General features: G+C 68.6%; 19 protein-coding genes and 2 riboswitches. Of the genes, 6 read left to right on the top strand and 13 right to left on the bottom strand.

Annotation, left to right across the window (positions count from 1 at the left end; all coding sequences use genetic code 11):
* Positions 1-83: 83 nt before the first annotated feature.
* The 4 genes from gcvH to BGP17_RS09200 all read right to left on the bottom strand — a co-directional run bounded on the left by gcvH (position 84) and on the right by BGP17_RS09200 (position 2881).
* The gene (gcvH, locus tag BGP17_RS09215) at positions 84-455 is read right to left on the bottom strand and encodes a glycine cleavage system protein GcvH (RefSeq protein ID WP_286711765.1); all 372 of its coding nucleotides are present in this window, start codon (positions 453-455) and stop codon (positions 84-86) included.
* Positions 455-1591 carry a glycine cleavage system aminomethyltransferase GcvT gene (gcvT, locus tag BGP17_RS09210; protein ID WP_286711809.1) on the bottom strand — a complete coding sequence of 379 codons (1137 nt, stop codon included), beginning with the start codon at positions 1589-1591 and terminating at the stop codon, positions 455-457. The genes gcvH and gcvT overlap by 1 nt, the downstream gene beginning before the upstream one ends.
* 95 nt (positions 1592-1686) lie before the next feature.
* Positions 1687-1776: riboswitch (glycine riboswitch) on the bottom strand.
* A 1-nt stretch (position 1777) separates the two neighbouring features.
* Positions 1778-1866, bottom strand: a riboswitch (glycine riboswitch).
* A gap of 38 nt (positions 1867-1904) precedes the next feature.
* Complete coding sequence (locus tag BGP17_RS09205) at positions 1905-2237, bottom strand: DHCW motif cupin fold protein (RefSeq protein ID WP_286711764.1); 333 nt, start codon at positions 2235-2237, stop codon at positions 1905-1907.
* Positions 2234-2881 carry a hypothetical protein gene (locus tag BGP17_RS09200; RefSeq protein ID WP_286711763.1) on the bottom strand — a complete coding sequence of 216 codons (648 nt, stop codon included), beginning with the start codon at positions 2879-2881 and terminating at the stop codon, positions 2234-2236. The genes BGP17_RS09205 and BGP17_RS09200 overlap by 4 nt, the downstream gene beginning before the upstream one ends.
* A gap of 108 nt (positions 2882-2989) precedes the next feature.
* Between BGP17_RS09200 and ispH the strand changes: the two genes are divergently transcribed.
* The 3 genes from ispH (at position 2990) to rnhA (ending at position 5436) form a co-directional block, all read left to right on the top strand.
* Positions 2990-3943 carry a 4-hydroxy-3-methylbut-2-enyl diphosphate reductase gene (ispH, locus tag BGP17_RS09195; RefSeq protein ID WP_167301081.1) on the top strand — a complete coding sequence of 318 codons (954 nt, stop codon included), beginning with the start codon at positions 2990-2992 and terminating at the stop codon, positions 3941-3943.
* Between the two features lie 87 nt (positions 3944-4030).
* Complete coding sequence (thrB, locus tag BGP17_RS09190; RefSeq protein WP_167301082.1) at positions 4031-4999, top strand: homoserine kinase; 969 nt, start codon at positions 4031-4033, stop codon at positions 4997-4999.
* A complete protein-coding gene (gene rnhA, locus BGP17_RS09185; protein WP_167301083.1) occupies positions 4999-5436 on the top strand; it encodes a ribonuclease HI in 438 nt (145 codons plus the stop codon). The genes thrB and rnhA overlap by 1 nt, the downstream gene beginning before the upstream one ends.
* 26 nt (positions 5437-5462) lie before the next feature.
* Here rnhA and BGP17_RS09180 read toward each other — a convergent pair whose 3' ends face one another.
* From BGP17_RS09180 to BGP17_RS09160, 5 genes are all read right to left on the bottom strand, one after another.
* Positions 5463-6668: a serine hydrolase domain-containing protein gene (locus BGP17_RS09180; protein ID WP_167301084.1), complete on the bottom strand. Its 1206-nt coding sequence runs from the start codon at positions 6666-6668 to the stop codon at positions 5463-5465.
* Positions 6668-9121: a beta-mannosidase gene (locus BGP17_RS09175; RefSeq protein WP_286711762.1), complete on the bottom strand. Its 2454-nt coding sequence runs from the start codon at positions 9119-9121 to the stop codon at positions 6668-6670. Before BGP17_RS09175 ends, BGP17_RS09180 begins: the two co-directional genes overlap by 1 nt.
* A gap of 140 nt (positions 9122-9261) precedes the next feature.
* Entirely contained in the window at positions 9262-9960 is a 699-nt protein-coding gene (locus BGP17_RS09170; RefSeq protein WP_137863127.1) for a TetR/AcrR family transcriptional regulator, read from the bottom strand.
* 143 nt (positions 9961-10103) lie between these two features.
* The gene (locus BGP17_RS09165; protein ID WP_286711761.1) at positions 10104-12314 is read right to left on the bottom strand and encodes a TonB-dependent receptor; all 2211 of its coding nucleotides are present in this window, start codon (positions 12312-12314) and stop codon (positions 10104-10106) included.
* Positions 12315-12419: 105 nt separating this feature from the next.
* Complete coding sequence (locus BGP17_RS09160; protein ID WP_286711760.1) at positions 12420-14060, bottom strand: AMP-binding protein; 1641 nt, start codon at positions 14058-14060, stop codon at positions 12420-12422.
* Positions 14061-14216: 156 nt separating this feature from the next.
* Here BGP17_RS09160 and BGP17_RS09155 point away from each other — a divergent pair, with 156 nt between their 5' ends.
* The 3 genes from BGP17_RS09155 to BGP17_RS09145 all read left to right on the top strand — a co-directional run bounded on the left by BGP17_RS09155 (position 14217) and on the right by BGP17_RS09145 (position 16984).
* Positions 14217-14555, top strand: coding sequence for a hypothetical protein (locus BGP17_RS09155; RefSeq protein ID WP_286711759.1), 339 nt, complete (start codon positions 14217-14219; stop codon positions 14553-14555).
* Positions 14556-14604: 49 nt separating this feature from the next.
* Complete coding sequence (locus tag BGP17_RS09150; RefSeq protein ID WP_167301089.1) at positions 14605-15564, top strand: CE1 family esterase; 960 nt, start codon at positions 14605-14607, stop codon at positions 15562-15564.
* A 61-nt stretch (positions 15565-15625) separates the two neighbouring features.
* Positions 15626-16984, top strand: a complete 1359-nt coding sequence (locus BGP17_RS09145) for an MFS transporter (protein ID WP_286711758.1) — start codon at positions 15626-15628, stop codon at positions 16982-16984.
* Between the two features lie 83 nt (positions 16985-17067).
* Here BGP17_RS09145 and BGP17_RS09140 read toward each other — a convergent pair whose 3' ends face one another.
* Genes BGP17_RS09140 through BGP17_RS09125 form a run of 4 tightly spaced genes read right to left on the bottom strand, consistent with a single transcriptional unit; the run spans position 17068 to position 20849 of the window.
* Positions 17068-18021, bottom strand: a complete 954-nt coding sequence (locus BGP17_RS09140) for an alpha/beta hydrolase (RefSeq protein WP_167301091.1) — start codon at positions 18019-18021, stop codon at positions 17068-17070.
* A 13-nt stretch (positions 18022-18034) separates the two neighbouring features.
* The gene (locus tag BGP17_RS09135; RefSeq protein ID WP_286711757.1) at positions 18035-18862 is read right to left on the bottom strand and encodes an SDR family NAD(P)-dependent oxidoreductase; all 828 of its coding nucleotides are present in this window, start codon (positions 18860-18862) and stop codon (positions 18035-18037) included.
* A complete protein-coding gene (locus BGP17_RS09130) occupies positions 18862-20046 on the bottom strand; it encodes a lipid-transfer protein (protein WP_286711756.1) in 1185 nt (394 codons plus the stop codon). Before BGP17_RS09130 ends, BGP17_RS09135 begins: the two co-directional genes overlap by 1 nt.
* Positions 20043-20849 (bottom strand): alpha/beta fold hydrolase, encoded by an 807-nt coding sequence (locus BGP17_RS09125; protein ID WP_286711755.1) that lies wholly within the window; start codon positions 20847-20849, stop codon positions 20043-20045. The genes BGP17_RS09130 and BGP17_RS09125 overlap by 4 nt, the downstream gene beginning before the upstream one ends.
* Between the last annotated feature and the right edge of the window lie 59 nt (positions 20850-20908).

Here is a 20908-nt window from a genome sequence, read left to right as displayed (position 1 = left end):
GTGGGCCCCATCCACGAGCGCTGGCTCTGTGAGACCTCTCCCACCCCCAACCCCTCCCCCGAATGGAGAGGGGCTAAGTCAGGTCACAGCTTCGAGACGTATTCCTGATAGGCGCTGTCGTTCATCAGGCTCTCCAGCTCGCCGGCGTCGCTGAGCGTGAGCTTGAAGAACCAGCCTTCGCCCTCGGGGTCCTCGTTGACCAGCGCGGGGTTGTCGGCGAGCTCGGCATTGCCCTCGATCACCGTGCCCGAGACCGGCGCATAGACGTCCGAGGCAGCCTTGACCGACTCGACGACGGCGGCATCGTCGCCCTTCGACACCTGCTTGCCCTCGTCCGGCACTTCGACGAACACGATGTCGCCGAGCTGGCTCTGGGCATATTCGGTGATGCCGACGGTCGCGGTGTCGCCGTCGACGTCGATCCACTCATGGTCCTCGGTGAAATAGCGGCTCATCAGGCTCCCTTTCTGACGTAACGATGGGGGACGAAGGGCATCTTCACGACCTCCGCCGAATGGATCTTGCCGCGCTGGGCAAGGGTGATCTTCGTGCCGGGCTCGGCGCTGGCCGCCGGCACATAGGCCATGGCGATCGGCTGCTGCAGCGTCGGCGCGAAGCCGCCGCTCGTGACCTTGCCGACTTCGTTGCCGTCCGCATCGAGGACGAGACCGCCCTCGCGGACCGGCTGGCGCCCCTCCACGACGAGGCCGACCCGCTTGAGGATCGAGCCATTCTCGCGCTCGAGCATGATGCGGGCGTGGCCGGGGAAGCCGCCTTCCTCGCGGCGGCGCTTCTTGAGCGCGAAGCCGAGCGCGGCCGCCACCGGCGTGGTCTCGGCGTCGAGATCATGGCCATAGAGCGGCAGATCGGCCTCCAGGCGCAGCGAATCGCGGGCGCCCAGGCCGATCGGCTTCACTTCGGGCTGGGCGGTGATCGCATCGGCCAGCGCCTCGGCTCCCTCGACGGGCACGGAGAGTTCGAACCCGTCCTCGCCGGTATAGCCCGAGCGGCTGATCCACAGGTCATGGCCCTGCCACTGGAAGGGCGCGCCCTGCATGAAGACCAGGGCGGAGACGCCGGGGACCACGCGCTCCAGCGCGGCGGCCGCCTCGGGGCCCTGGAGCGCGAGCAGGGCATGGTCCTCCATGTGGTTCATGCCGACCTCGTCGGGCAGGAACTCGCGGAAATGGGCGATGTCGTCCCATTTGCAGGCGCCGTTGACGACCATATAGACTTCGCCTTCGCCAAGGCGGGTCAGCATCAGGTCGTCGAGGATGCCGCCATTCTCGGCCATCAGCAGCGAATAGACCGGGTGCGCGAGCTTCGCGGCCTGGATGTCCGCGGGCATCAGCGCCTCCAGCGCAGCCTCGACGCCTTCGCCGGTGAAGGTCAGCTGGCCCATATGGCTCACGTCGAACAGCCCGGCATGCGCGCGCACCCAGAGGTGCTCGGCCATGATGCCTTCATATTGGACGGGCATCTCGTAGCCGGCGAAGGGAACCATGCGGCCGCCCCTGGCGCGGTGCCACTGGTCGAGCGGAAGCAGGCGAAGCTCCTCGGTGCCGTCCCCGCCTTCGGGATCGCCGCTCATGGGCTGGTCCTGGACTTGCTGGCTCATCGCGGCACTCCGGATTCGAGAGGAACTCGACGAAACGGCGCGGAATCCTCGCGCACCGTTCCATCGCCCCCTCTGTCACGGAACCTGAGAGCTTTCGCCAGTCGCCTGGCTTACCCCTTCGGTGGGACGTGGCCGGGCCGCGTCCGCTTTCCAGAGTGTCGTGCCCGCGCGGTCCCTTGTGCCTGAGAGATTCCGGGGCGGTTGCTCCTTCGGCGGTGGGTAACCCCACACTCTCCCGCGCGTGCCTGTCGACGGTGCGCAGCCTTGGCCGCACCCTCGATTCGAGTCAATCGACGATGAAGAGCTTTGCGCCGGTTGTCGTCGAGGAGCGATGCGCCGCGTCGCCGAAATCGGACACCTGGTACGACATGCCCGCAGCCAGCCGGACATGCCGGCCGTCCTTGAGCTCGCTCACGATCTCGCCCTCGAGCACGAGCAGCACATGCCCGCGATCGCACCAGTGATCGGCCAGATAGCCCGGCGAATATTCCACCATCCGCACGCGCAGGTCGCCCGCCGTGAAGCTTTGCCACCAGGCCATCCCGGTTTCCCCGGGATGCTCGGTGCGCGGAATCGCCGCCCAGTCGGTAGCGGTGAAGGCCAGCTCGGGCAGCTTCACCGCGTGACGTTGTACTTCAGCTGGTCCTCGGTCAGCTGGAAGCCGACCAGCGCCTCGAACGTGGCCGAGAGCACCGCGCCGCGGATCGAGGGATCGGCCAGCGGATCCATCGCCGCCGCCTGTTCGCCGGCCTTGCGCTTCTCGGTGAGGCGCTTGCGGACCTCGTCCGGCAGCGTCGCCGCGCTGCGGTCGACATAAGTGGTGGCGGTGCCGCTGGTCTGGGCACGCAACTGGCCCGGTTCGAAATGCACGGTGACGCGGTTGATCCGCTTGGCGACCACCGACGTGCCGCCGCGCACCACCGTCACGAAATAGGGAAAGCTGACGTCGCGCGCGCCGTCGGCGCTCTGGCGGCGCGCCAGCACGTCGAAATTGACCGTGGTGACGACCTGCTGGCCGGCATCGTCGCAGGTCGACGTGACGTTGGTCATCACCGCATTGACGTCGATCGCGCTCGACTCGCGGCTGGTCGCCGGGTTGAAGATGGTCATGTCGCCCGTGCCGGCGGGAATCGCGACGTGCGGGCAAGCCGAGCGCACCGCCGTGACGCCGGCACCACCGCCATTGGCATCGATTTCGCCGGTACGGCTGCATGCGCCGAGCGCGAGCGGGATCAGAGCGAAAACGGCGAGGTTGCGGACCAAGACGGAAACCCTTTCAAACACACGGGACCAGATGGGGTCCAAAACGGCGCGCAGCATAGGAACCGCGTTGAGCCCGCGCAAGCAATCGCGTAGGTGCGAGGCGGAACTATGGCAGACCCTGTAAAACCCTTCCTCGAGCTGCTGATCGCAGCGCCCCGCGGCTTCTGCGCCGGCGTCGACCGTGCCATTCGCATCGTCGAGCTGGCGATCGAGAAGTACGGCGCCCCCGTCTATGTGCGCCACGAGATCGTGCACAACAAATATGTGGTCGACAGCCTGAAGGCGAAGGGCGCGATCTTCGTCGAGGAGCTCGACCAGGTGCCCGACGACGTGCCGGTGGTCTTCTCCGCGCACGGCGTGCCCAAGGCGGTGCCGGCCAAGGCGGAGGAGCGCGGCCTCGAATATCTCGACGCCACCTGCCCGCTCGTCTCCAAGGTCCATCGCCAGGCCGAGCGGCTGGTCGCCGCCGGGCGGCACATATTGTTCATCGGCCATGCCGGCCACCCGGAAGTGATCGGCACCTTCGGCCAGGTGCCCGCGGGGTCGATGACGCTGGTGGAGACGCCGGCCGATGCCGAGGCCGTGCAGGTCTCCGACCCCGCCAACCTCGCCTTCCTCACCCAGACCACGCTTTCGGTGGACGATACGGCGGCGACGCTGGCGGTGCTCCAGCGCCGCTTCCCGGACATCCTTGCCCCTGGTCCGAACGACATCTGCTATGCGACCACCAACCGCCAGGGCGCGGTGAAGGCGATCGCCTCGTCGGTCGACCTGGTGCTGATCATCGGCGGCCGGAACTCGTCCAATTCGCTCCGCCTCGTCGAAGTCGCCGAGCGGCAGGGCACCACCGCGCATCTGATCCAGCGCGCGGAGGACGTGGACTGGGACTGGTTCGCCGGCGTGGGCACGGTCGGCGTCAGCGCGGGCGCTTCGGCCCCCGAGCTGCTGGTCCGCGAGCTCGTCGACAAACTGTCCGAGCGCTTCGAGGTGAGCGAACGCGAAGTGGAAACGGTACCCGAGAACGTCACCTTCAAGCTGCCGCGCGGACTGGAAGCGGCTTGATGCACGCCCCAAGCACAACTGCGGTTGTGCGCGGGGCGCCGGCAGGAGATGGGTCGCCCCGCTCGCGGGGATGACGAAGGGGGAAATGTGGCAGTCTATACGCAGGTTTCGGCGGAGGCGCTGAGCGCGTTCCTCGACAGGTTCGACGTCGGCGAACTCGTCTCGGCCAAGGGCATCGCCGAGGGCGTGGAGAATTCCAACTACCTGGTGGACACGACGAAGAGCCGCTTCATCCTGACGCTCTACGAGAAGCGCGTCGCTGCTGGCGACCTGCCCTATTTCATGGCGCTGCTCGATCATCTGGCGGGCAAGGGCCTGCCGGTGCCGCCCGCGGTGCCCGACCGCGCCGGCACGCTGATCCACGAACTGGAGGGGCGCCCGGCCTGCCTGATCCAGTTCCTCTCGGGCGTCTCCGTGTCGCACCCGACACCGGCCCAGGCGCACGCCGCCGCCGAGGCGATGGGCAGGATGCATGCCGCCGCCGCCGACTTCCCGCTCGACCGGCCCAACTCGATGGGCTTCGACACCTGGCTGCCGCTGTTCGAGCGCTGCGGCCACAGCCTCGACGAGATCCAGCCCGGCCTCTACGACGATATCGGCTTCGCCCTCGACGATGTGCGCTCCGCATGGCCTGGCGACTATCTGGACCGCTGCGCGATCCATGCCGACCTCTTCCCCGACAATGTGCTGATGCTCGGCAATCGGGTCACCGGCCTGATCGACTTCTATTTCGCCTGTACCGACATCCGGGTCTATGATCTCGCGGTGATGCATGCCGCCTGGTCGTTCGACGCCAGCGGCCGCGCGCACGACAAGGCGGTCGGCGACGCACTGATCCAGGGCTATGCGCAAAGCTTTCCGCTCAGCGATCTGGAGCGGGCGGAATTCCCGGTGCTGGCAACCGGCGCCTGCATCCGCTTCACCTTGTCGCGCGCCTGGGATTGGCTCAACACGCCCGCGGACGCGCTGGTGACGCGCAAGGATCCCCTCGCCTTCTGGCGACGCGTGAAAACCTATGACAACGCCCTCGGCAGCCGGCTAAGGACGCTCGCCTGATGGAATTGCAACATGTCGAGATCGCCACCGATGGCGCGTGCAAGGGCAACCCGGGCAAGGGCGGCTGGGGCGTGGTGCTGCGCATGGGCGGCGTCGAGAAGGAACTCTCCGGCGGCGAGAAGCACACCACCAACAACCGCATGGAGCTGATGGCGGCGATCCAGGGGCTGAACGCGCTCAAGCGCCCCTGCCACGTCACCCTGTCGACCGACAGCCGCTACGTGATGGACGGCCTGACCAAGTGGATTCATGGCTGGCTGAAGAACGGCTGGAAGACCGCCGACAAGAAGCCGGTGAAGAATGCGGACCTGTGGCAGGAACTGCTCGCCGCCGCCAAGCCGCACCGCGTGGAATGGGTGTGGGTGAAGGGCCATGCCGGCCATCCCGACAACGAGCGCGCCGACAAGCTGGCCAGCGACGCCGCGCTCGCCGCCTAAGGGCCGGCGGCCCCGCCTCCGCCGCTTCAGGCGCCGAGCGCGCCCGCCATCAGCGTCTGGGTGATCTCCTGCAGCGGCGGCGCCGCATAGGACAGGAGCTGTATCATCCCCACGAACGCGAGATCGTTCTCGGGGTCGACCCAGAACCAGGTGCCCGCGGCGCCGTCCCAATGATAGGTGCCGCGCCCCACCGGCACCCCGGCAAGGGCGGGATCGGTGAAGACCACGCCGTTATAGCCATAGCCGAAGCCGGGCCGGAACTTCTGGTGCCCGGCGACGAAGCGCGTCTCGAGCAGCGCGTCGGGCAGGCGGTTGGTCATCTGCGCGCGCACGCCCGCGGCACTGACGATCCGGCGCCCCGCCAGCGTTCCGCCGTTCAGCAGCATCTGCGCATAGCGGGCATAGTCGAGCGCCGTCGAATAGAGCCCGGCACCCCCCATGGCGAGGCCGGGCTCGCGCTCCGGATCCGGGCGCATCGGATTGACCGCGAGCTTCTCCAGCGGTCCGTCCAGCGGCTTGAAATAGAGGCTGGCGAGGCGATGGCGCCGCTCCGGCGGCACGAAGAAGCCGGTATCGACCATGCCCAGCGGCTCGAAGATGCGCGTGCGCATGAAGTCGGCCAGGCGCTGGCCGCTCAGCCGCTCGACGATCGCCCCCTGCACGTCCATCGACAGGCTGTAGCGCCACAAGGTCCCGGGCTGGTGCGCGAGCGGCACCGTCGCCAGCCGGGCGACCATCTCGTCCAGATCCGCGGCGCCGAGGATGCGCGCCTGCCGGTACAGCGCCTCGATCCGGTCCTTCGGCTCGCCGAGCGGCAGGCCATAGGCGAAGCCGGCACGGTGCGTCATCAGTTCGGCCATGGTCGGCGGATGATCGGGCGCGACGCGGCCATCCTCTCCCGCCAGCACCTGGAGGTCGGCCAGTTCGGGGAGGTGGCGCGCGATGGGATCCTCAGGCCGCCACAAGCCCTGGTCGTGCAGGATCATCATCGCCGTGGCGGTGATCGGCTTGGTCATCGAGAAGATGCGGAAGATCGCGTCCTCGGCGAGCGGCGTGCCGGCTTCGATGTCGTCCAGGCCCAGGCTGCGGATGCGCGCGATCCGGCCATGGCGCAGCGTGAGCGTGACCGCGCCGGCGACCACGCCCGCATCGATCCGCGCCTGTATCGCGGCATCGACGGCATCGAGCCCGCCGGCGGCGAGGCCGACCTGCTCCGGGGCAACCCGCTCCATCAGTTGCGCCCGTTCCAGCTGGAGACCCGGATCGCTTCGGAGCGTATCTCGCCGCCGCCGGCACGCGTGATCGTGACGATGCGCTCCTCGCCCCCCGCCAGGTCGAAATGATTGTCGCTGAAGCGCAGCGCCGGATCGTCCGAGCGGAGCCGGACGGCGAGCGCATAGCGTTCCGCCGCGATGCCGATGCGCAGCCCGGCGCCCATCGGCTCGCAGCGCACCCGCAGCCCGGGATCGGGCGCCAGCGCCAGATCCTTCACCGGCGCAAGGAGCGTCCGGTTCGCGGGGAATGCCCCGCCGGCACTGCGCACCGTCAGGGCATGCGCCACGGAATGCGCGGCAGGGCCCCGCCAGATACAGGCGCTGCCATTCGCCGCCGCTTCGAACGGCACCCGCTCCTCCCGCTCGGCGCCGCCGGCCAGCCGCGCCAGCGCGATGACGGCGGTGTCGCGGACCGGCGCGAGCCCGTCATTGGTGATCCACAGCTCCGCGGCCTCGCCGTCCAGCCGGAACGACGCCAGCACCGGCGCGAAGGCGCGGCGGGTGGCGTACCATGCCGATTTGGCGACGCCGTCATGGTCGATCAGGCTCCAGCTGACGCAGGGCCAGCAATCATTGTGCTGCCAGATCAGCGCGCCCGAACAATGCGGCTTGCGGCGGCGATAATGCTCGATGCCGAACTTCAGCCCCTCGGCCTGGGTGAGCATGGTGAAATCGACATAATCGGCAAGCGTCGCCGGCAGGCCGGTGACCGGCACCATCATCGCGCTCGCCTTGTCGGCCACGTCCTTGATCCGATCGAGAAACCCCTGGCTGCCCAGCACCAGGTCCTCGGGCGCCATCCAGCGCTCGAGCGTGCCGATATCGGGCGCGCCCTGGATGCCGAACTCGCTGACGAAGCGGGCCATGTCCTCGGCATAGCGCGTGAAGGCGACGCCTTCGGGCGAGCTGTCGTTGCTGCCCATCGCATCGGCGTCCGGCACCAGCGGGATGCCGTGCCACACCGTCCAGTTGTGGACGTCGCCGCCGCGCATGGAATTGGGGCTCGGGCCGCCCCAGGGGCTGCTCGGCCAATAGGGCGTGGCGGGATCGAGATCGGCGAGAATGCCGGGAATCAGTTCGTCGTAGAATTTCAGCCCGGCCAGCGGCGTGGCGGTGCCGGCGGCGTGGTCGGCGAAGAACTGGATGCCCTGATTCTCGTTGTTGCCGCACCAGAGCGCCAGGCAGGCATGATGGCGCAGGCGCGACACCTGCTCGACCACTTCGGCACGGACATTCTCGACAAAGGCGGGATCGTCGTCCGGATAGGGGGCGCAGGCGAACATGAAGTCCTGCCACACCAGCAGGCCGAGCCGATCGCACTCCGCATAGAAGATGTCGTGCTCGTAGATGCCGCCGCCCCAGACGCGGATCATGTTCATGTTGGCGCCGACCGCGCGCTCGAGCAGGTCGCGATAACTGGCATCCGGGATCGCGCCGACGAAGGAACTCGCGGGCACCCAGTTGGCGCCCTTGGCGAAGATCGGAACGCCGTTGAGCACGAAGCGGAAGAAGCTGGTGCCCGGCTCGTCGGGATCAGGCGACTGGTCGATCGCGATGGTGCGGATGCCGACGCGGTGGCGGATCGCCTGCCCGTCGATGGTCGCGACCAGCATGTAGAGCGGCTGTGCGCCCAGCTCGGCAGTCCACCAGAGTTGGGGGTCGGGCACCGTCATCGCGACCGGGCCCGAACCGTGCCGGGACGCGCGGGCGACGGAAATGCCAGCGGGGTCGAGCAGTTCGACGGCGATGTCGACAGGCCCGGAGAGATCGAGATCGACCGTGACTTCCGCTGCCCCCGCGATCGAGCGCGTCGTGAAGTTCAGGCTGCGGAGCGTCGCCGCGCGCCGGGGCTCGATCCGCACCGGCTTCCAGATGCCGATGGTCGGCAGGTCGGGGCCCCAGTCCCAGCCCCAGCCGAACTGCGCCTTGCGCATCAGCGTGCGGCGCGAGCGGCTGATCCGATCGGTGAAGACCGGCCAGACGGGCAGCGGCGCGCCGGCGACCTTCGCGGCGGTGGGGTGGAAGCGGATGGCGAGATCGTGCGCGCCGGGCGCGTGCCCGGACAGGTCGAAGCGCCAGCTGCGGAACATGTTGTCGGCGCTGCCGATCGGCACTCCGTCCAGATGGATGTCGGCGAAGGTGTCGAGACCTTCGAACACCAGCGCGTCATCGCCGCCGATCTCGATCCGCGCATGCCACCACCATTCGCGGTCGCGCACCCAGGCCGCGGCCGCCTCGTTCCGCCCGGCATAGGGATCGGCGAGCCGGCCCGCCTCGATCAGCGCGCGATAGGTGTCGCCGGGCGCATCGGCGGGGATCCAGCCCGCGCCCTGCCCGTGCGCGGCGCCGGCGGGCCCGCCTTCGCCGGGCGCAAAATCCCGTATCCGCCAGGCACTGACGAATTCGCTCATGATCCAGCCCTCTTCAGTTTCGGAGGCGCGCCGATCGGGGCGGCGGACGCCTCCATATTCACCTCACAAGAACATCCGCATGCGTCGGCGCCGCCATCCTCGCTCGGCGACAACGGGCGCGAACGGGGAGCCCCATGGGGTCAGCCGGCCGCCGCCGCCCGGGCCTCGGCACGGTCGCGGCAAATGCCTTCGAAGCCGAACGCCAGGAAGCGCGCCATGCGCGCCTTCACCGCGGGAAAATCCTCGGACTTGCACAGCCCCTGGGACAGTTGGTCGATGCGGCCGGTGCGGGCCAGGGTCATCACCAGCGCGCCGGTGACGAAATGATAGCCCCAGAAGATATCCTCTTCCGGGCATTCCGGCAGCGCCTGCTTGAGCAGCCCGATCAGCTTGAGCACGACCGGATCGAAATGCTCGTCGAACAGCTTGGCGCCCCAGACCGGCGCCATCGCCACCTGGGCGCCCAGGCCGGCGAAGTTGCGCCAGCCCTCGCCGCCCTGGATGTAAAGATCGAGATCGGTGTCGAGGAACGCGCGCAGCGCCCCCTCCACCGTCGGCTTGCCGCGGCATTCGCCGGCATAGCGATCGAGCGCCGCCATGCGCTTGTCCGCCGTCACATGGGCGCGGCGGGCGAAGACGGCGTCGAACATCGCCTTCTTGTCGTCGAAATAATAATGGAGGAGCGAGGTGTGGACGTCCGCCTGCTGCGCCACGTCCTTCAGCGTCACGCCATAGAGCCCGCGCTGCGAGAAGAGATATTCCGCCGCGTCGAGGATCACTTCCAGCGTCTCGGCGCGCTGCTGCGCCTTGGTGCGCCGCTTGGGCTTGGCTTCGGTCATTGTCGCTCCATCGATCGACGCGCCCCTGCCGCCAGCAATTGCCGAAGAAGAAAGGCCCGCCTGATCCATGGCTTTTGTCTATCTTGGTCCCGGATGCAAATGCCGCCCCGCGGACCGGCCAGCGCCGGCCCGCGGGCACGGGATCAGAAGGTGCGGCTGACGCGCAGGCCATATTGGCGCGGCGCGCCGGCGAGGCGGCGATTGCCGTTGATCGCCGCGACATAATGCGCGTTGGTCAGGTTGGTCGAATAGGCGGCGATCGACCAGGGGCCGGTCGCGAGCGTCAATTGCGCGTTGACGATGTCGCGGGCGCCGATCCGGTCGCCGCGGGCGACGTTCTGGAACAGCGTGCCCCACACCGCGCCGATATGCGCATAGTCGACCCGCGGGGTCAGCGTCGCGTCGCCGCCCAGCGCGATGGCATATTGCGCACCGGCGCTCAGCGTGAACTTCGGCGCATAGGCCTGCTCGTTGCCGGTCAGGTCGAGGCAACGCGCCGTGGTCGGGCCGGTCGCCGGGTTGCAGACGGCGGGCGCGGCGCCGAGCCGGGAATCGGCGGCATGGAAGTTGCCGAGCTCCGAATTCGAGACCGAGCCCGACAGGTCGAACGAGAAGGCATCGAAATTGCCCTGGGCCGAGAATTCGACGCCATAGAGCTTGGTCTTGCCGGGCACATTGTAGATCGACGAGATGCTGGGCGTCGTCGGATCGACGATGTTGACCTGGAAGCCCTTGTACTCGTTGTAATAGCCGCCGAGCTGCGTGCGCAGGCGGCCGCCCATGAAGGTGCCCTTCCAGCCGATCTCGTAGTCGGTCACATCCTCGGCAGCGAAGGCGCGGGGCGGCGCGCCGACCAGGTTCGGGCCGTTGAGCCCGCCCGCCTTGCTGCCCGTCGCGACAAAGGCATAGAGGAAGTTGCTGGCATCGACCGTCCAGTTGAGCGCCACCTTGCCGTTCAGCTTCTTGTCGGCAGTGAAGTCGTGCTGGGCGAGCTGGAGCGGCGGATATTGGGGCGTGGTCGACACCGCGTCGTTGCGCGACGTGGTGCGCGACCAGCGCGCGCCGACGGTGAGCTGCAATCCCTTGGTCAGCTCGTAGCCGACCTGGCCGAACGCAGCGAGCGCGGACTTGGGATTGGTGCCTTCGATCGCCACGTCGATCAGCACCGGGAACAGGTTGGGCGTCACGTCGCTGAAATAGCCGCCCTTGGGAATGATGATCTTGTCGCTCTGCCAATAGCCGCCGAGCACCCAGGTGAAGGGGCCGGTGTCGGGCGAGACGATGTTGAATTCCTGCGACCAGATCTCCTCGCTGATCTTGTCGTGGAACGCGGTCTGCGGCGCGGCCAGGCTGGGCGCGTTGGCGGTGCCGTCCGAATCATAGTCGATCTGGGTGGTGCCGCGCTGATAGCCGCTGATCGAGCGCAGGGTCACGCCGCCATCGGTGGTATAGGCCATGTTGAGCACGATGCGGCCGAACTCGTCGCGCCCGTTCAGATAGGTGTTGTTGGCGACGTTGAGCGGATCGCCGGTGGCGGTCGCCGGGCCGGCGGGCAGGCCGCCATATTCGATGTTGTTATAGTCGCCCTTCAGCAGCACGCGGAAGTTCGCGCTGGGCTGCCAGAGCATGCTGGCGCGACCGCTATAGTCGCGACGGTTGCCGGGGTTGCCGGTCCAAGGGCCGCTCACATTGTAGAAGGTGTCGCGCCGTTCCATGTTGCCGGCGAAGCGGAATGCCAGCGTATCGCTCGCCGGCAGGTTGACTGCGCCCTGGAGCTTGATGTCGTTGTAATTGCCGTACTGGGCAAGCGCATAGCCCTTCACCATGTCGGTCGACGGGTTCACTTCGGTGATGAACACCGCGCCGCCAGTGGCATTGCCGCCCGCGAACGTGCCCTGCGGGCCGCGCAGCACCTCGACGCTGGCGATGTCGTAATAGGGCTCGGACTGGAAATAGCCCGGCAGCGTGGCGACGCCGTCGCGATAGGTGACGACGCCGACGCCGATGGCGCTGGTCTGCTCGGTCTTGCCGATGCCGCGAATGTTGAACGCGTTGCCCTGGCCGGTGGTGTTGACGGTGAGCGAGGGCGTGGCAAACTGGAGCTGCTCCACGCCGTTGACGCTCTTCTTCACCAGGTCGTCGCCGGTCAGCACGGTGGCGGCGACGCCGGTGCGCTGCAGGCTGGTCGAGCGGCGCTCGGCGGTGACGACGATCTCGTTCGAATGGTCGACGGGCGCATCCACCTGGGCGGCCGGCGCGGGATCGGTGGTGGTGGTGGCGGCGGTCTGCGCCTGCGCGGCGCCCGCGCTCATCAATGCGACGGCAGAAACCGTCAGCCAGCAAAAGGCCTTCATGCTATCCTCCCAAGAGCGCCCCCCTTTGCGAGGTGGCGTTGCGACTCAACTTACTGACTCACGAATCAAGTTGAACATTCATTGATTCATAAATCAATATCATAATCAGGCAGCCGCGGCGGGATCCGTCCCGAAGCGGCGGCGCAGCGCCTGCTTGTCGATCTTGCCGGTCATTGCGAGGGGCATGCGCTCCACGCGCTCGATCGCATCGGGCATCCACCAGCGCGGGACAGCGCCGTCGAGCGCGGCGCGGATCTCCGCATCGGTCGCGCCCTGCCCCTCCGCTTCGATCACCAGCACCGGGCGCTCGGTCCATTTGGCATGCGCCCGCCCGATCACCGCGACCAGCGATACCCCCGGCAGGCCGCCGACGATCGCTTCGATCTCGCCCGGGTTGATCCATTCGCCGCCCGACTTGATCAGGTCCTTGGCACGGCCGGTGATCGCGAGATTGCCCTCGGCGTCGATCGTCGCGAGATCGCCGGTGTCGAACCAGCCCTGGGCGTCGGTCGCCGGAGTCTCCTGGCCGAAATAGCAATGGACGGTGCCCGATCCGCGGACCTGGAGATGCCCCTCCACGCCGCGCTGGGCCGCAAGCTCGCCGCCCTCGGCATCGACCAGCCGCAGGTCGACGCCCAGCGGCGGGCGGCCGGCGATGCTGGCCCGGCCGGCATTGCCCGGCGGAGTCACGGTGCCGAGCGGTGCGAGCTCGGTCATGCCCCAGCTGGTCTGGACGCGGACGCCGAGGCGCGACTCGATCCGGTCGATCAGCGCCTGGGGCACGCCCGAGCCGCCGAGCAACACGCGCCGGAGCGTGGGCAGCGCGGTGCCGGTCTGCTCGAGATGCTCGATCAGCCCGAGCCACACGGTCGGCACGCCCACCGCCAGCGTGACGCCCTCGCTGCGGATCAGCGCGGCCAGGCTCGCGCCGTCATTGTGACAACCCGAGAACACCAGCCGCGCGCCCGAAGCCGGCGCGGCGAAGGGCAGGCCCCAGCCATTGGCGTGGAACATCGGCACGGCGGCGAGGATCGAATCGCCCGCATTGATTCCCATCACATCGCTCTGCAGCAGCGAGAGCGTGACCAGATAGTTGCAGCGATGGCTGTAGGGCACGCCCTTGGGCGCGCCGGTCGTGCCCGAGGTGAAGCAGAGGCCCGCTTCCTCGCGCTCGGAAAAGCCGCCCCAGTCCAGCGCCTTGCCGTGCTCGGCGAGCAACTCCTGCAGTGTCCGTACCGGCACCGCGCCGCAATCGGGCAGCGGGAAATCGGCACCGGGCTCGTCCAGGATCAGCACCTGCACGATGCCCGGGCACAGCCGCACCAGTTCCTCGACCACCGCGCCCTGGTCGGGGCTGGCGGCGAGCAGCCGGTCGCCCGCCTGGCGCACCATGTCGGCAAGCTGGGCGACGCCCAGGCGCGGGTTGAGCGTGTGGCAGCTCACCCCCATGCCGAACGCCGCATACCAGCATTCCATATGGCCCTGGCTGTTCCAGGCGAGCGTGGCGATGCGGTCGCCCCGCGCGATGCCGAGCGCGGCGAAGGCGCCCGAGAGCAAGGTGCTGCGCTCCCGCAACGCCGCATAGTCGATCCGCGCAACCGGGCCGCCAACCCCGCCGCCGGTGACCACCTGCCCCTGCGGATGCCATTTGGCGGCGTGCGCGAGGAACTTGTCGAGCGTCAGCTCATAGGGCTGCAACTGCTCCAGTTCCCGCGCACCCCCCGCCCGGAGCTGCCCCTCATGCATGCCAACGCTCTCCAAAACCTGTGTCTTTTTCTCTCCCCTTGGATGGCACCGGCTCCGATCCCCTGTCAATCTTCATTTATTTTCTAGTGAATTTGTTTGCACACTGATATGCAGCCCTGCGAGCGCCGGAAACACGGCGCCGATGGGAGAGTGCCGATGAAGGCTGGACGACCGCGCCTCGCCGCGCGCCGAAGCGCCATGCCCTGGCTGCTGATGCTCGCACTCGCCGGCTGCGACCGGAGCGAGCCGAAGGAGGGCGCAGTGATCGTGCCGGCGCCAAGCGTGGCGGCCACGCCCTCGCCCGCCGCCACGCCAATCGCCGGGCTGCGCACCGCAGATCACATCGAGCGGCTGCCGAACGCGGCGCCGACCGCGCCGGCACAGGCGCCGCCCGCGAAGATGCAGGTGCGCAAGGACTTCACCGATCCCCCGCTTCCCGCCGAGCTCGAGGACGATGGCGGCCTGAAGCCGCTACCGCCACCGCCCCCGCGCTGAGCCGGGCGACGGAAGGAAGAACAGAACCAACAGGAGAGGAGAAACTGCAATGAAGGCACGTCTTTCGCGTTTCCGGCTGTCTTGGGCCGCGCTGCTTCTGGCATTCGCCACCGCATGCTTCGCCAGTCCCGCGGCAGCGACGCCCTGCACGGGCATCTGCTTCACGCCCGGGGACTATTCGATCACGACGCTGCACAAGGGGCTGCTGCGCAACTACCTGGTGCATGTTCCCGCCAGCTATACCGGCCGGACGGCGGTGCCGCTGCTGCTCGACTTCCACGGCTTCAGCAAGGACGCGAGCAACGAGCGGCAATGGTCCGGCCAGCTCGCCGAATCCGACAGGCGCGGCTTCATCGCCGTGTGGCCGAACGGCGTGAGCCTGTCGTGGAACGCCTATGGCTGCTGTTTCCTGGGCGACGCGCTCAACATCGACGACGTCAGCTTCAACCGCGCGATCATCGCCGCGATGAAGGCCTATGCCAATATCGACGGCGACCGCGTGTTCGTGACCGGCATCTCGAACGGCGGCGGGATGGCGCAGCGCATGGCCTGCGAAGCGGCGGACCTGATCCGCGCCGCGGTCTCGGTCTCCTATCCGCTCAACCGCGAGACGTGCAGCCCGGCCCGGCCGATCGGCATGTGGGAAATCGCCGGCACCGCCGACACGACGATCAGCTATGACGGCAACACCGCGCCGCTGGGGCTGCCCAACGACCTGGCCGGCATTCCGCTGGGCGTGCAGGGCGCGCGCGCCAGCCTCGCCGCCTGGAAGCGGATCCTGGGCTGCAGCGACGACCTGTATCGCGAGCAGCTTCCCGACGGATCGCATTACGCCGGTTCGCGGTTCGAGGAATATCGCAACTGCAACGGCGGCGTGCGCACCGGGCTGGTGTCGATCGCGAATGGCGGGCACGTCCTCTACAACGGCTATACCGAGCTGGGCAGCAATCCCGACAAGGCGCCGATCGACGTCGCCCCCTATATCTGGGACCATTTCTTCAACCTCTGACCGACGCGCTGCCGGGCGGCGCGCGTCGCCCGGCAGCCGATCGCCGACCAAAGGAACGATCGTGCTCCAACCGACCGACGCGGCCGATGCGGCCGAAGCCTCACCTTCCGCGCCGCCCTCGGCCGCGATCCGCCCGACCAAATGGGGCGTCATCTGGCTGCTGACGCTCACGCTGTTCTCCGCGCTGACCGTGGGCGGGCTGCTCAGCCCCTTGCAGGAAGCGGTGAAGGCCGAGTTGCACCTCACCGATCTCGACATCGGCCTGCTCGCGGGCGGGGCGACCGCGATCCCGATCGCGCTGCTGTCGTTGCCGATCGCCTGGCTGGTGGATCACAGCACGCGCACGCGCCTGCTGATCATTCTCGCCTCCTTCTGGGCGATCGGCACGATCGGCACCGCCTTCGCCCCGAACTTCGCCGGGCTGTTCGCCGCGCGGCTGATCGCCGGGATCGGCGCGGGCACGGCGTTCCCGGTGCTGATCTCCCTCCTCGCCGATGTCTGCATGCCCGATCGGCGCGGACGCTCGATGCTGCTGGTGTCGATCGGCGCCTGGGCCGGCGCGGCCGCGGCGTTTGCGATCGGCGGCTCGCTGTTCGGCTATCTGACCAGCCATCCGGGTGCCGGCCTGCTCGGCATGACGCCGTGGCGCGAAGTCCATCTGCTGGTGGGCGTCGGCGCGGCGCTCGCGGTGCTGCCGCTCTTCCTCATCAAGGAGCCGCCGCGCTACGAAGTGGAGCAGACCAGCGTTTCGCTGCGCCTGGCGATGGACGCCTTCTGGCGGCGTCGCAAGTTCCTGGGCCCGCTGCTCGCCGGGCAGTTGACCGGCGGCATGGCCGAGGGCGCAGCGGCGATCTGGATGGGATCGCTGCTCATCCGCCAATATGGCCAGGCGCCCGGTTCGTTCGGCGGCTGGGTGGGTGCCGTGATCCTGGGATCGGGCATCATCGGATCGATCATCGGCGGCTTCGCCGCGGACGCGGCGGGCAAGCTCAAGATGCGTGGCGCCATCCTGCTGCCCGCTGCGATCGCAACGGCGCTGACCATTCCGGCAGGCGCCTTTTCGATCATGCCGACCGTCACCGGCTTTGCCTGGACGCTGTTCGCGCTGCTGGTGGGCGGGACGATCGTCAACCTGGTCTCCTCGGCGGCGATCGCGGTGCTGATCCCGAACGAGGACCGCGCCGTGACGCTGGCAGGCATGAAGATTGCCGGCACGATGGTAGGCGCGGGCGTCGCCCCGCCGCTCGTCGTCTGGCTCTCGACCTTCAGCACGGGCAAATGGGGCCTGGGCGAAGCGGTGGCGATCATGGGCGTGGTGACCGGTGCGATGTCGCTGGCCGGCTTCTGGATCGCGATGCGCAACGCACCCCAGCAAGTCGCGCGCGATCCGAACGCGAAGATGATCCCGGCGGAGGCCTGATGCCCGGCCAGGCCCCGCCTACCCCTGTTCGCCGTCCCCGCGAGGGCGGGGACGGCGAACAGGGGAACAGGTTGGGCTCGAGCCTAGCCGCCCTTCAAATGCCGCTTCAGCCAGTCATCGGCATCGCGGTTGGAGCGGACCGACACGCCCGCCGTCTTGTGGACGTTGAAGCCGTGGAAGCCGCCCGGATAGACGTGCAGCTCGGTGGGCACGCCCGCCCGGATCAGGCGCGCGGCATAGGCCAGGTCCTCGTCGATGAAGAGATCGAGCGTGCCCGAGGAGAGAAAGGCCGGCGGCAGGCCGGCAAGGTCCTCCGCACGCGCCGCGGCGGCATAGGGCGGGATGCCCTCCCCGCCCGGCTCGGTCCCCAGATAGCTGCGCCAGCCGAAGCGATTGCTGCCCGAATTCCAGATGAACTCGCCGGCATGGGGATTGGGCTCGGCCGTGCAGGTCCGGTCGTCGAGCATCGGATAGATGAGCTGCTGGAAGGCAATGGTGAAATCGCCGCGATCGCGGACGAGCAGCGCCAGTGCGGCGGCCAGCCCGCCGCCGGCGCTCTCGCCACGAATGCCGATCCGCGCCGGATCGATCTCGAGCTCGGCCGCATGCGCATGGAGCCAGGCGAGGCCGGCATAGCAATCCTCGAGCGGCCCCGGGAACGGCGTCTCGGGCGCAAGCCGGTAATCGACGCTGACCAGCGCACAGCCCAGTATTTCGACCATGTGCCGGTGGACCGGTTCGAGCGTGACGGCCGCGCCGCCGACATAGCCGCCGCCATGGATGTGATAGATGCACGGCAGCACCGTGCCCGCGCTCCCCGCGGGCCGATAGAGCAGCATCGGCACGTCGGGAGCGCCGTCGCGACCGGGCGCGGTCAGCGCGCGCTTGTCGACACGCTCGGGATTCTCGACTTCGCCCAGCGGTATCCGCCCCGGCGCGCGCACCAGCGGCAACAGGCTCTCGTCCAGCGTAACCGCCGGCCAGAGCTCGAGAAGGTCGAGCAGCTCCGGATCGACGAGGTGGCGCGTTCCGGTCATGCCCTTGCTCCCATCAGTTTCCCAGCCCGCCGGCGACGAGCAGGGTCTGCCCACTGACATAGTCGCTTTCGGGCGCACAGAAGAAATAGACGCCGCCCGCCGCTTCCTCGGGCGTGCCGGGGCGGCCGAGCGGGATCTGCGCGGTCACGGTGTCGCGGAAGCCGGCGGGCACGCCGAACCGGAGCTGCCGGCCCTCGATCTCCGCCCCGGCATCGGGGTGATCGATGGGCAAGTTCAGCCGCGTCTCGATGAAGCCGAAGGCGACGCAGTTCACGCAGACCTTCAGGCGGCCCCATTCCTTGGCGAGCGTCCTGGTCATGCCGATCACGGCGGACTTGGCCGAGGCATAGTTGACCTGGCCGGCATTGCCGTTGACGCCCGAGATCGACGAGATGTTGACCACCTTGCGGATCACTTCGCGCCCCTCCGCCGCTTCCGCCTTGGCCATGGCCCGCCACGGCTCGGCGGCGGCGCGCAGGATGCGGAACGGCGCGGTGACGTGCACGTCGAGCATCGCCTGGAACTGCTCGTCGCTCTGCTTGTGGATCACGCCGTCGCGCGTGTAGCCGGCATTGTTGACGATGATGTCGAGCCCGCCAAGCCCGTCGAGCGCGGCCTGGACGATGCGCTCCCCGAAATCGGGCGCGGTGACGCTGCCGTTGCAGGCGATCGCCCGCCCGCCGGCGGCGCGGATCTCCTCGATCACCGCCAGCGCGGGCGCCGCGTCGAGATCGTTGGCCACCACCGCCGCGCCCTGCGACGCCAGCTTCAGCGCGACTGCCCGCCCGATCCCCCGCCCCGATCCCGTGACGATCGCGACCTTGCCTTCGAGCGCGCGCATCACGCGCGGCCGTAGAGCGTCACCACGCAGGCGCCGCCCAGGCCGAGATTGTGCTGCAGCCCGAAGCGCATGCCTTCGACCTGGCGCCGGTCCGCCGTGCCGCGCAGCTGCTGGACCAGCTCATGGCATTGGGCGAGGCCGGTGGCGCCGAGCGGATGGCCCTTCGACAGCAACCCGCCCGAGGGGTTGGTCACGTGGCGCCCGCCATAGCTGTTGCCGCCGTCGCGAATATAGGCCTCCGCCCCGCCTTCCGCGCACAGGCCGAGCGCCTCGTAGCTGATCAGTTCGTTGGCGGTGAAGCAGTCGTGCAGCTCGATCGCCTGGATGTCGTCGGGCCCGATGCCGGCCTGGTCATAGGTCATGCGCGCCGCCTCGCGCGTCATCTCATAGCCGACGACGCTCATCATCGATCCGGTCGCGAAGGTCTCGGCATAGTCGGTGGTCATCGCCTGGGCAACGATCTCCACGCCCGCGTCCAGCCCGTGCCTCGCCGCAAAGGCCGGCGATACGAGCACCGCCGCCGCCGCGCCGCACGTAGGCGGGCAGGCCTGGAAGCGAGTGAGCGGCCCATGGAGATGCGCGGAGGCCATCACTTCGTCGAGCGTCAGCGGATCGCGGAACAGCGCCAGCGGGTTGTGCGCCGCATGCGCGCGGGCCTTCACCGCGATCATGCCGAACACCTCGTCGGGCGCGCCGTACCGGCTCTGATAATCGAGGCCCGCGCCGCCGAACTGCTGCGCGACCAGCGGCGCGCCCTCGTCCCGGCCGAGCAGCGCTTCCTGGCGGCTCAGATGATGGTCGAGCGAGCGCTTGCGATCCGTGAACACCGCCCCGAGCGCGCCCGGCAGCATCTGTTCGAAGCCGAAGGCCAGCACGCACTCGGCGACGCCGCTCTCGATCGCCTGGCGCGCCAGGAACAGCGCCGTCGATCCGGTGGAGCAGTTGTTGTTGACGTTGACGACCGGGATGCCGGTGCAGCCCACTCGGTAGAGCGCCGACTGGCCGGCGGTGGAATCGGCATAGACATAGCCGGCATAGGCCTGCTGGACCTGCCGATATTCGATCCCCGCATCGGCGAGCGCCAGGCGGATCGCCTGCTCGGCCATCACGTCCCAATCCTCGCTGCGGCCGGGCTTGGCGAAGGGGATCATGCCGACGCCGGCGATGCACGCGCGCGGCATCATGCGGCGCCCCCGGCGGCATCGACGCCGTCGATGAAGTCGAGGAAAGCGCTGGTCGACGCTTCGTTGTTCGCGACGAGATAATTGTGCCCGGCGCCCTTGAACTCGACATATCTGCTGTCGGGCAGCATCGCGTGCAGCGCGCGCCCCTTCTCCACCGGCACGGCCTTGTCCTCGTCGCCGTGCAGCACGAGCACCGGCATGGTCAGCCGCGCCTGCGCCCGTTCGCGCGTGGTGGCATAGGCCGCGATCGCCTGGGCCTGGGCGCGCACGCCGGCCATGGTGAAGCGGTCCCTGGAGAGCACGCCGATATCGTGCAGCGCCGCGTCGCGCGGGGCGGCGCTGCCATAGGCCTCCGGCTTGGCCCGCTTGAACATCGCGCGGACCAGCCAGCGCGGCAGGCGGTAGATCAGCTTCTGGGCGCCCTTGATCTCGGTCTGCTCGGTCTTGAGCATGGTGCAGCCGAGCGTCACCGAGCGGGTGCGCTCGGGATATGCCATCGCGAACTCGGCCGCGATGCCGCCGCCCATCGAGACGCCATAGACATGCGCGCCCGTCTCGCCGGCCGCCTCCAGCACCGCCAGCGCATCGGCGGCGAACTGCGCGATGGTGACGCCGGGCGTGGTGTCGCTCTCGCCGGTGCCGCGATTGTCGAACCAGATCGCGCGGTGGTTCCGCGTCAGCGCCGGCAGCATCGGATACCACATCCGCGAACTGTAGAGATGGCCCATGATCAGCAGCACCGGCGTGCCGCTGCCCTCCGCTTCCCAATGGATGCTTGCGCCGTTGCTCCGAACGAATGGCACGCCTTCTCTCCCACGCGGTCTCCGCGCCGCATGCGAAGACACAGCATGACCAAGGCCGG

This window comes from Sphingomonas sp. 67-41, assembly GCF_001899725.1.
In the GTDB taxonomy this organism is placed as follows: Bacteria; Pseudomonadota; Alphaproteobacteria; order Sphingomonadales; family Sphingomonadaceae; genus Sphingomonas; species Sphingomonas leidyi.
Note: the sequence above shows the minus strand (reverse complement) of the source record. Positions and strands in the feature narration are given on the sequence as shown.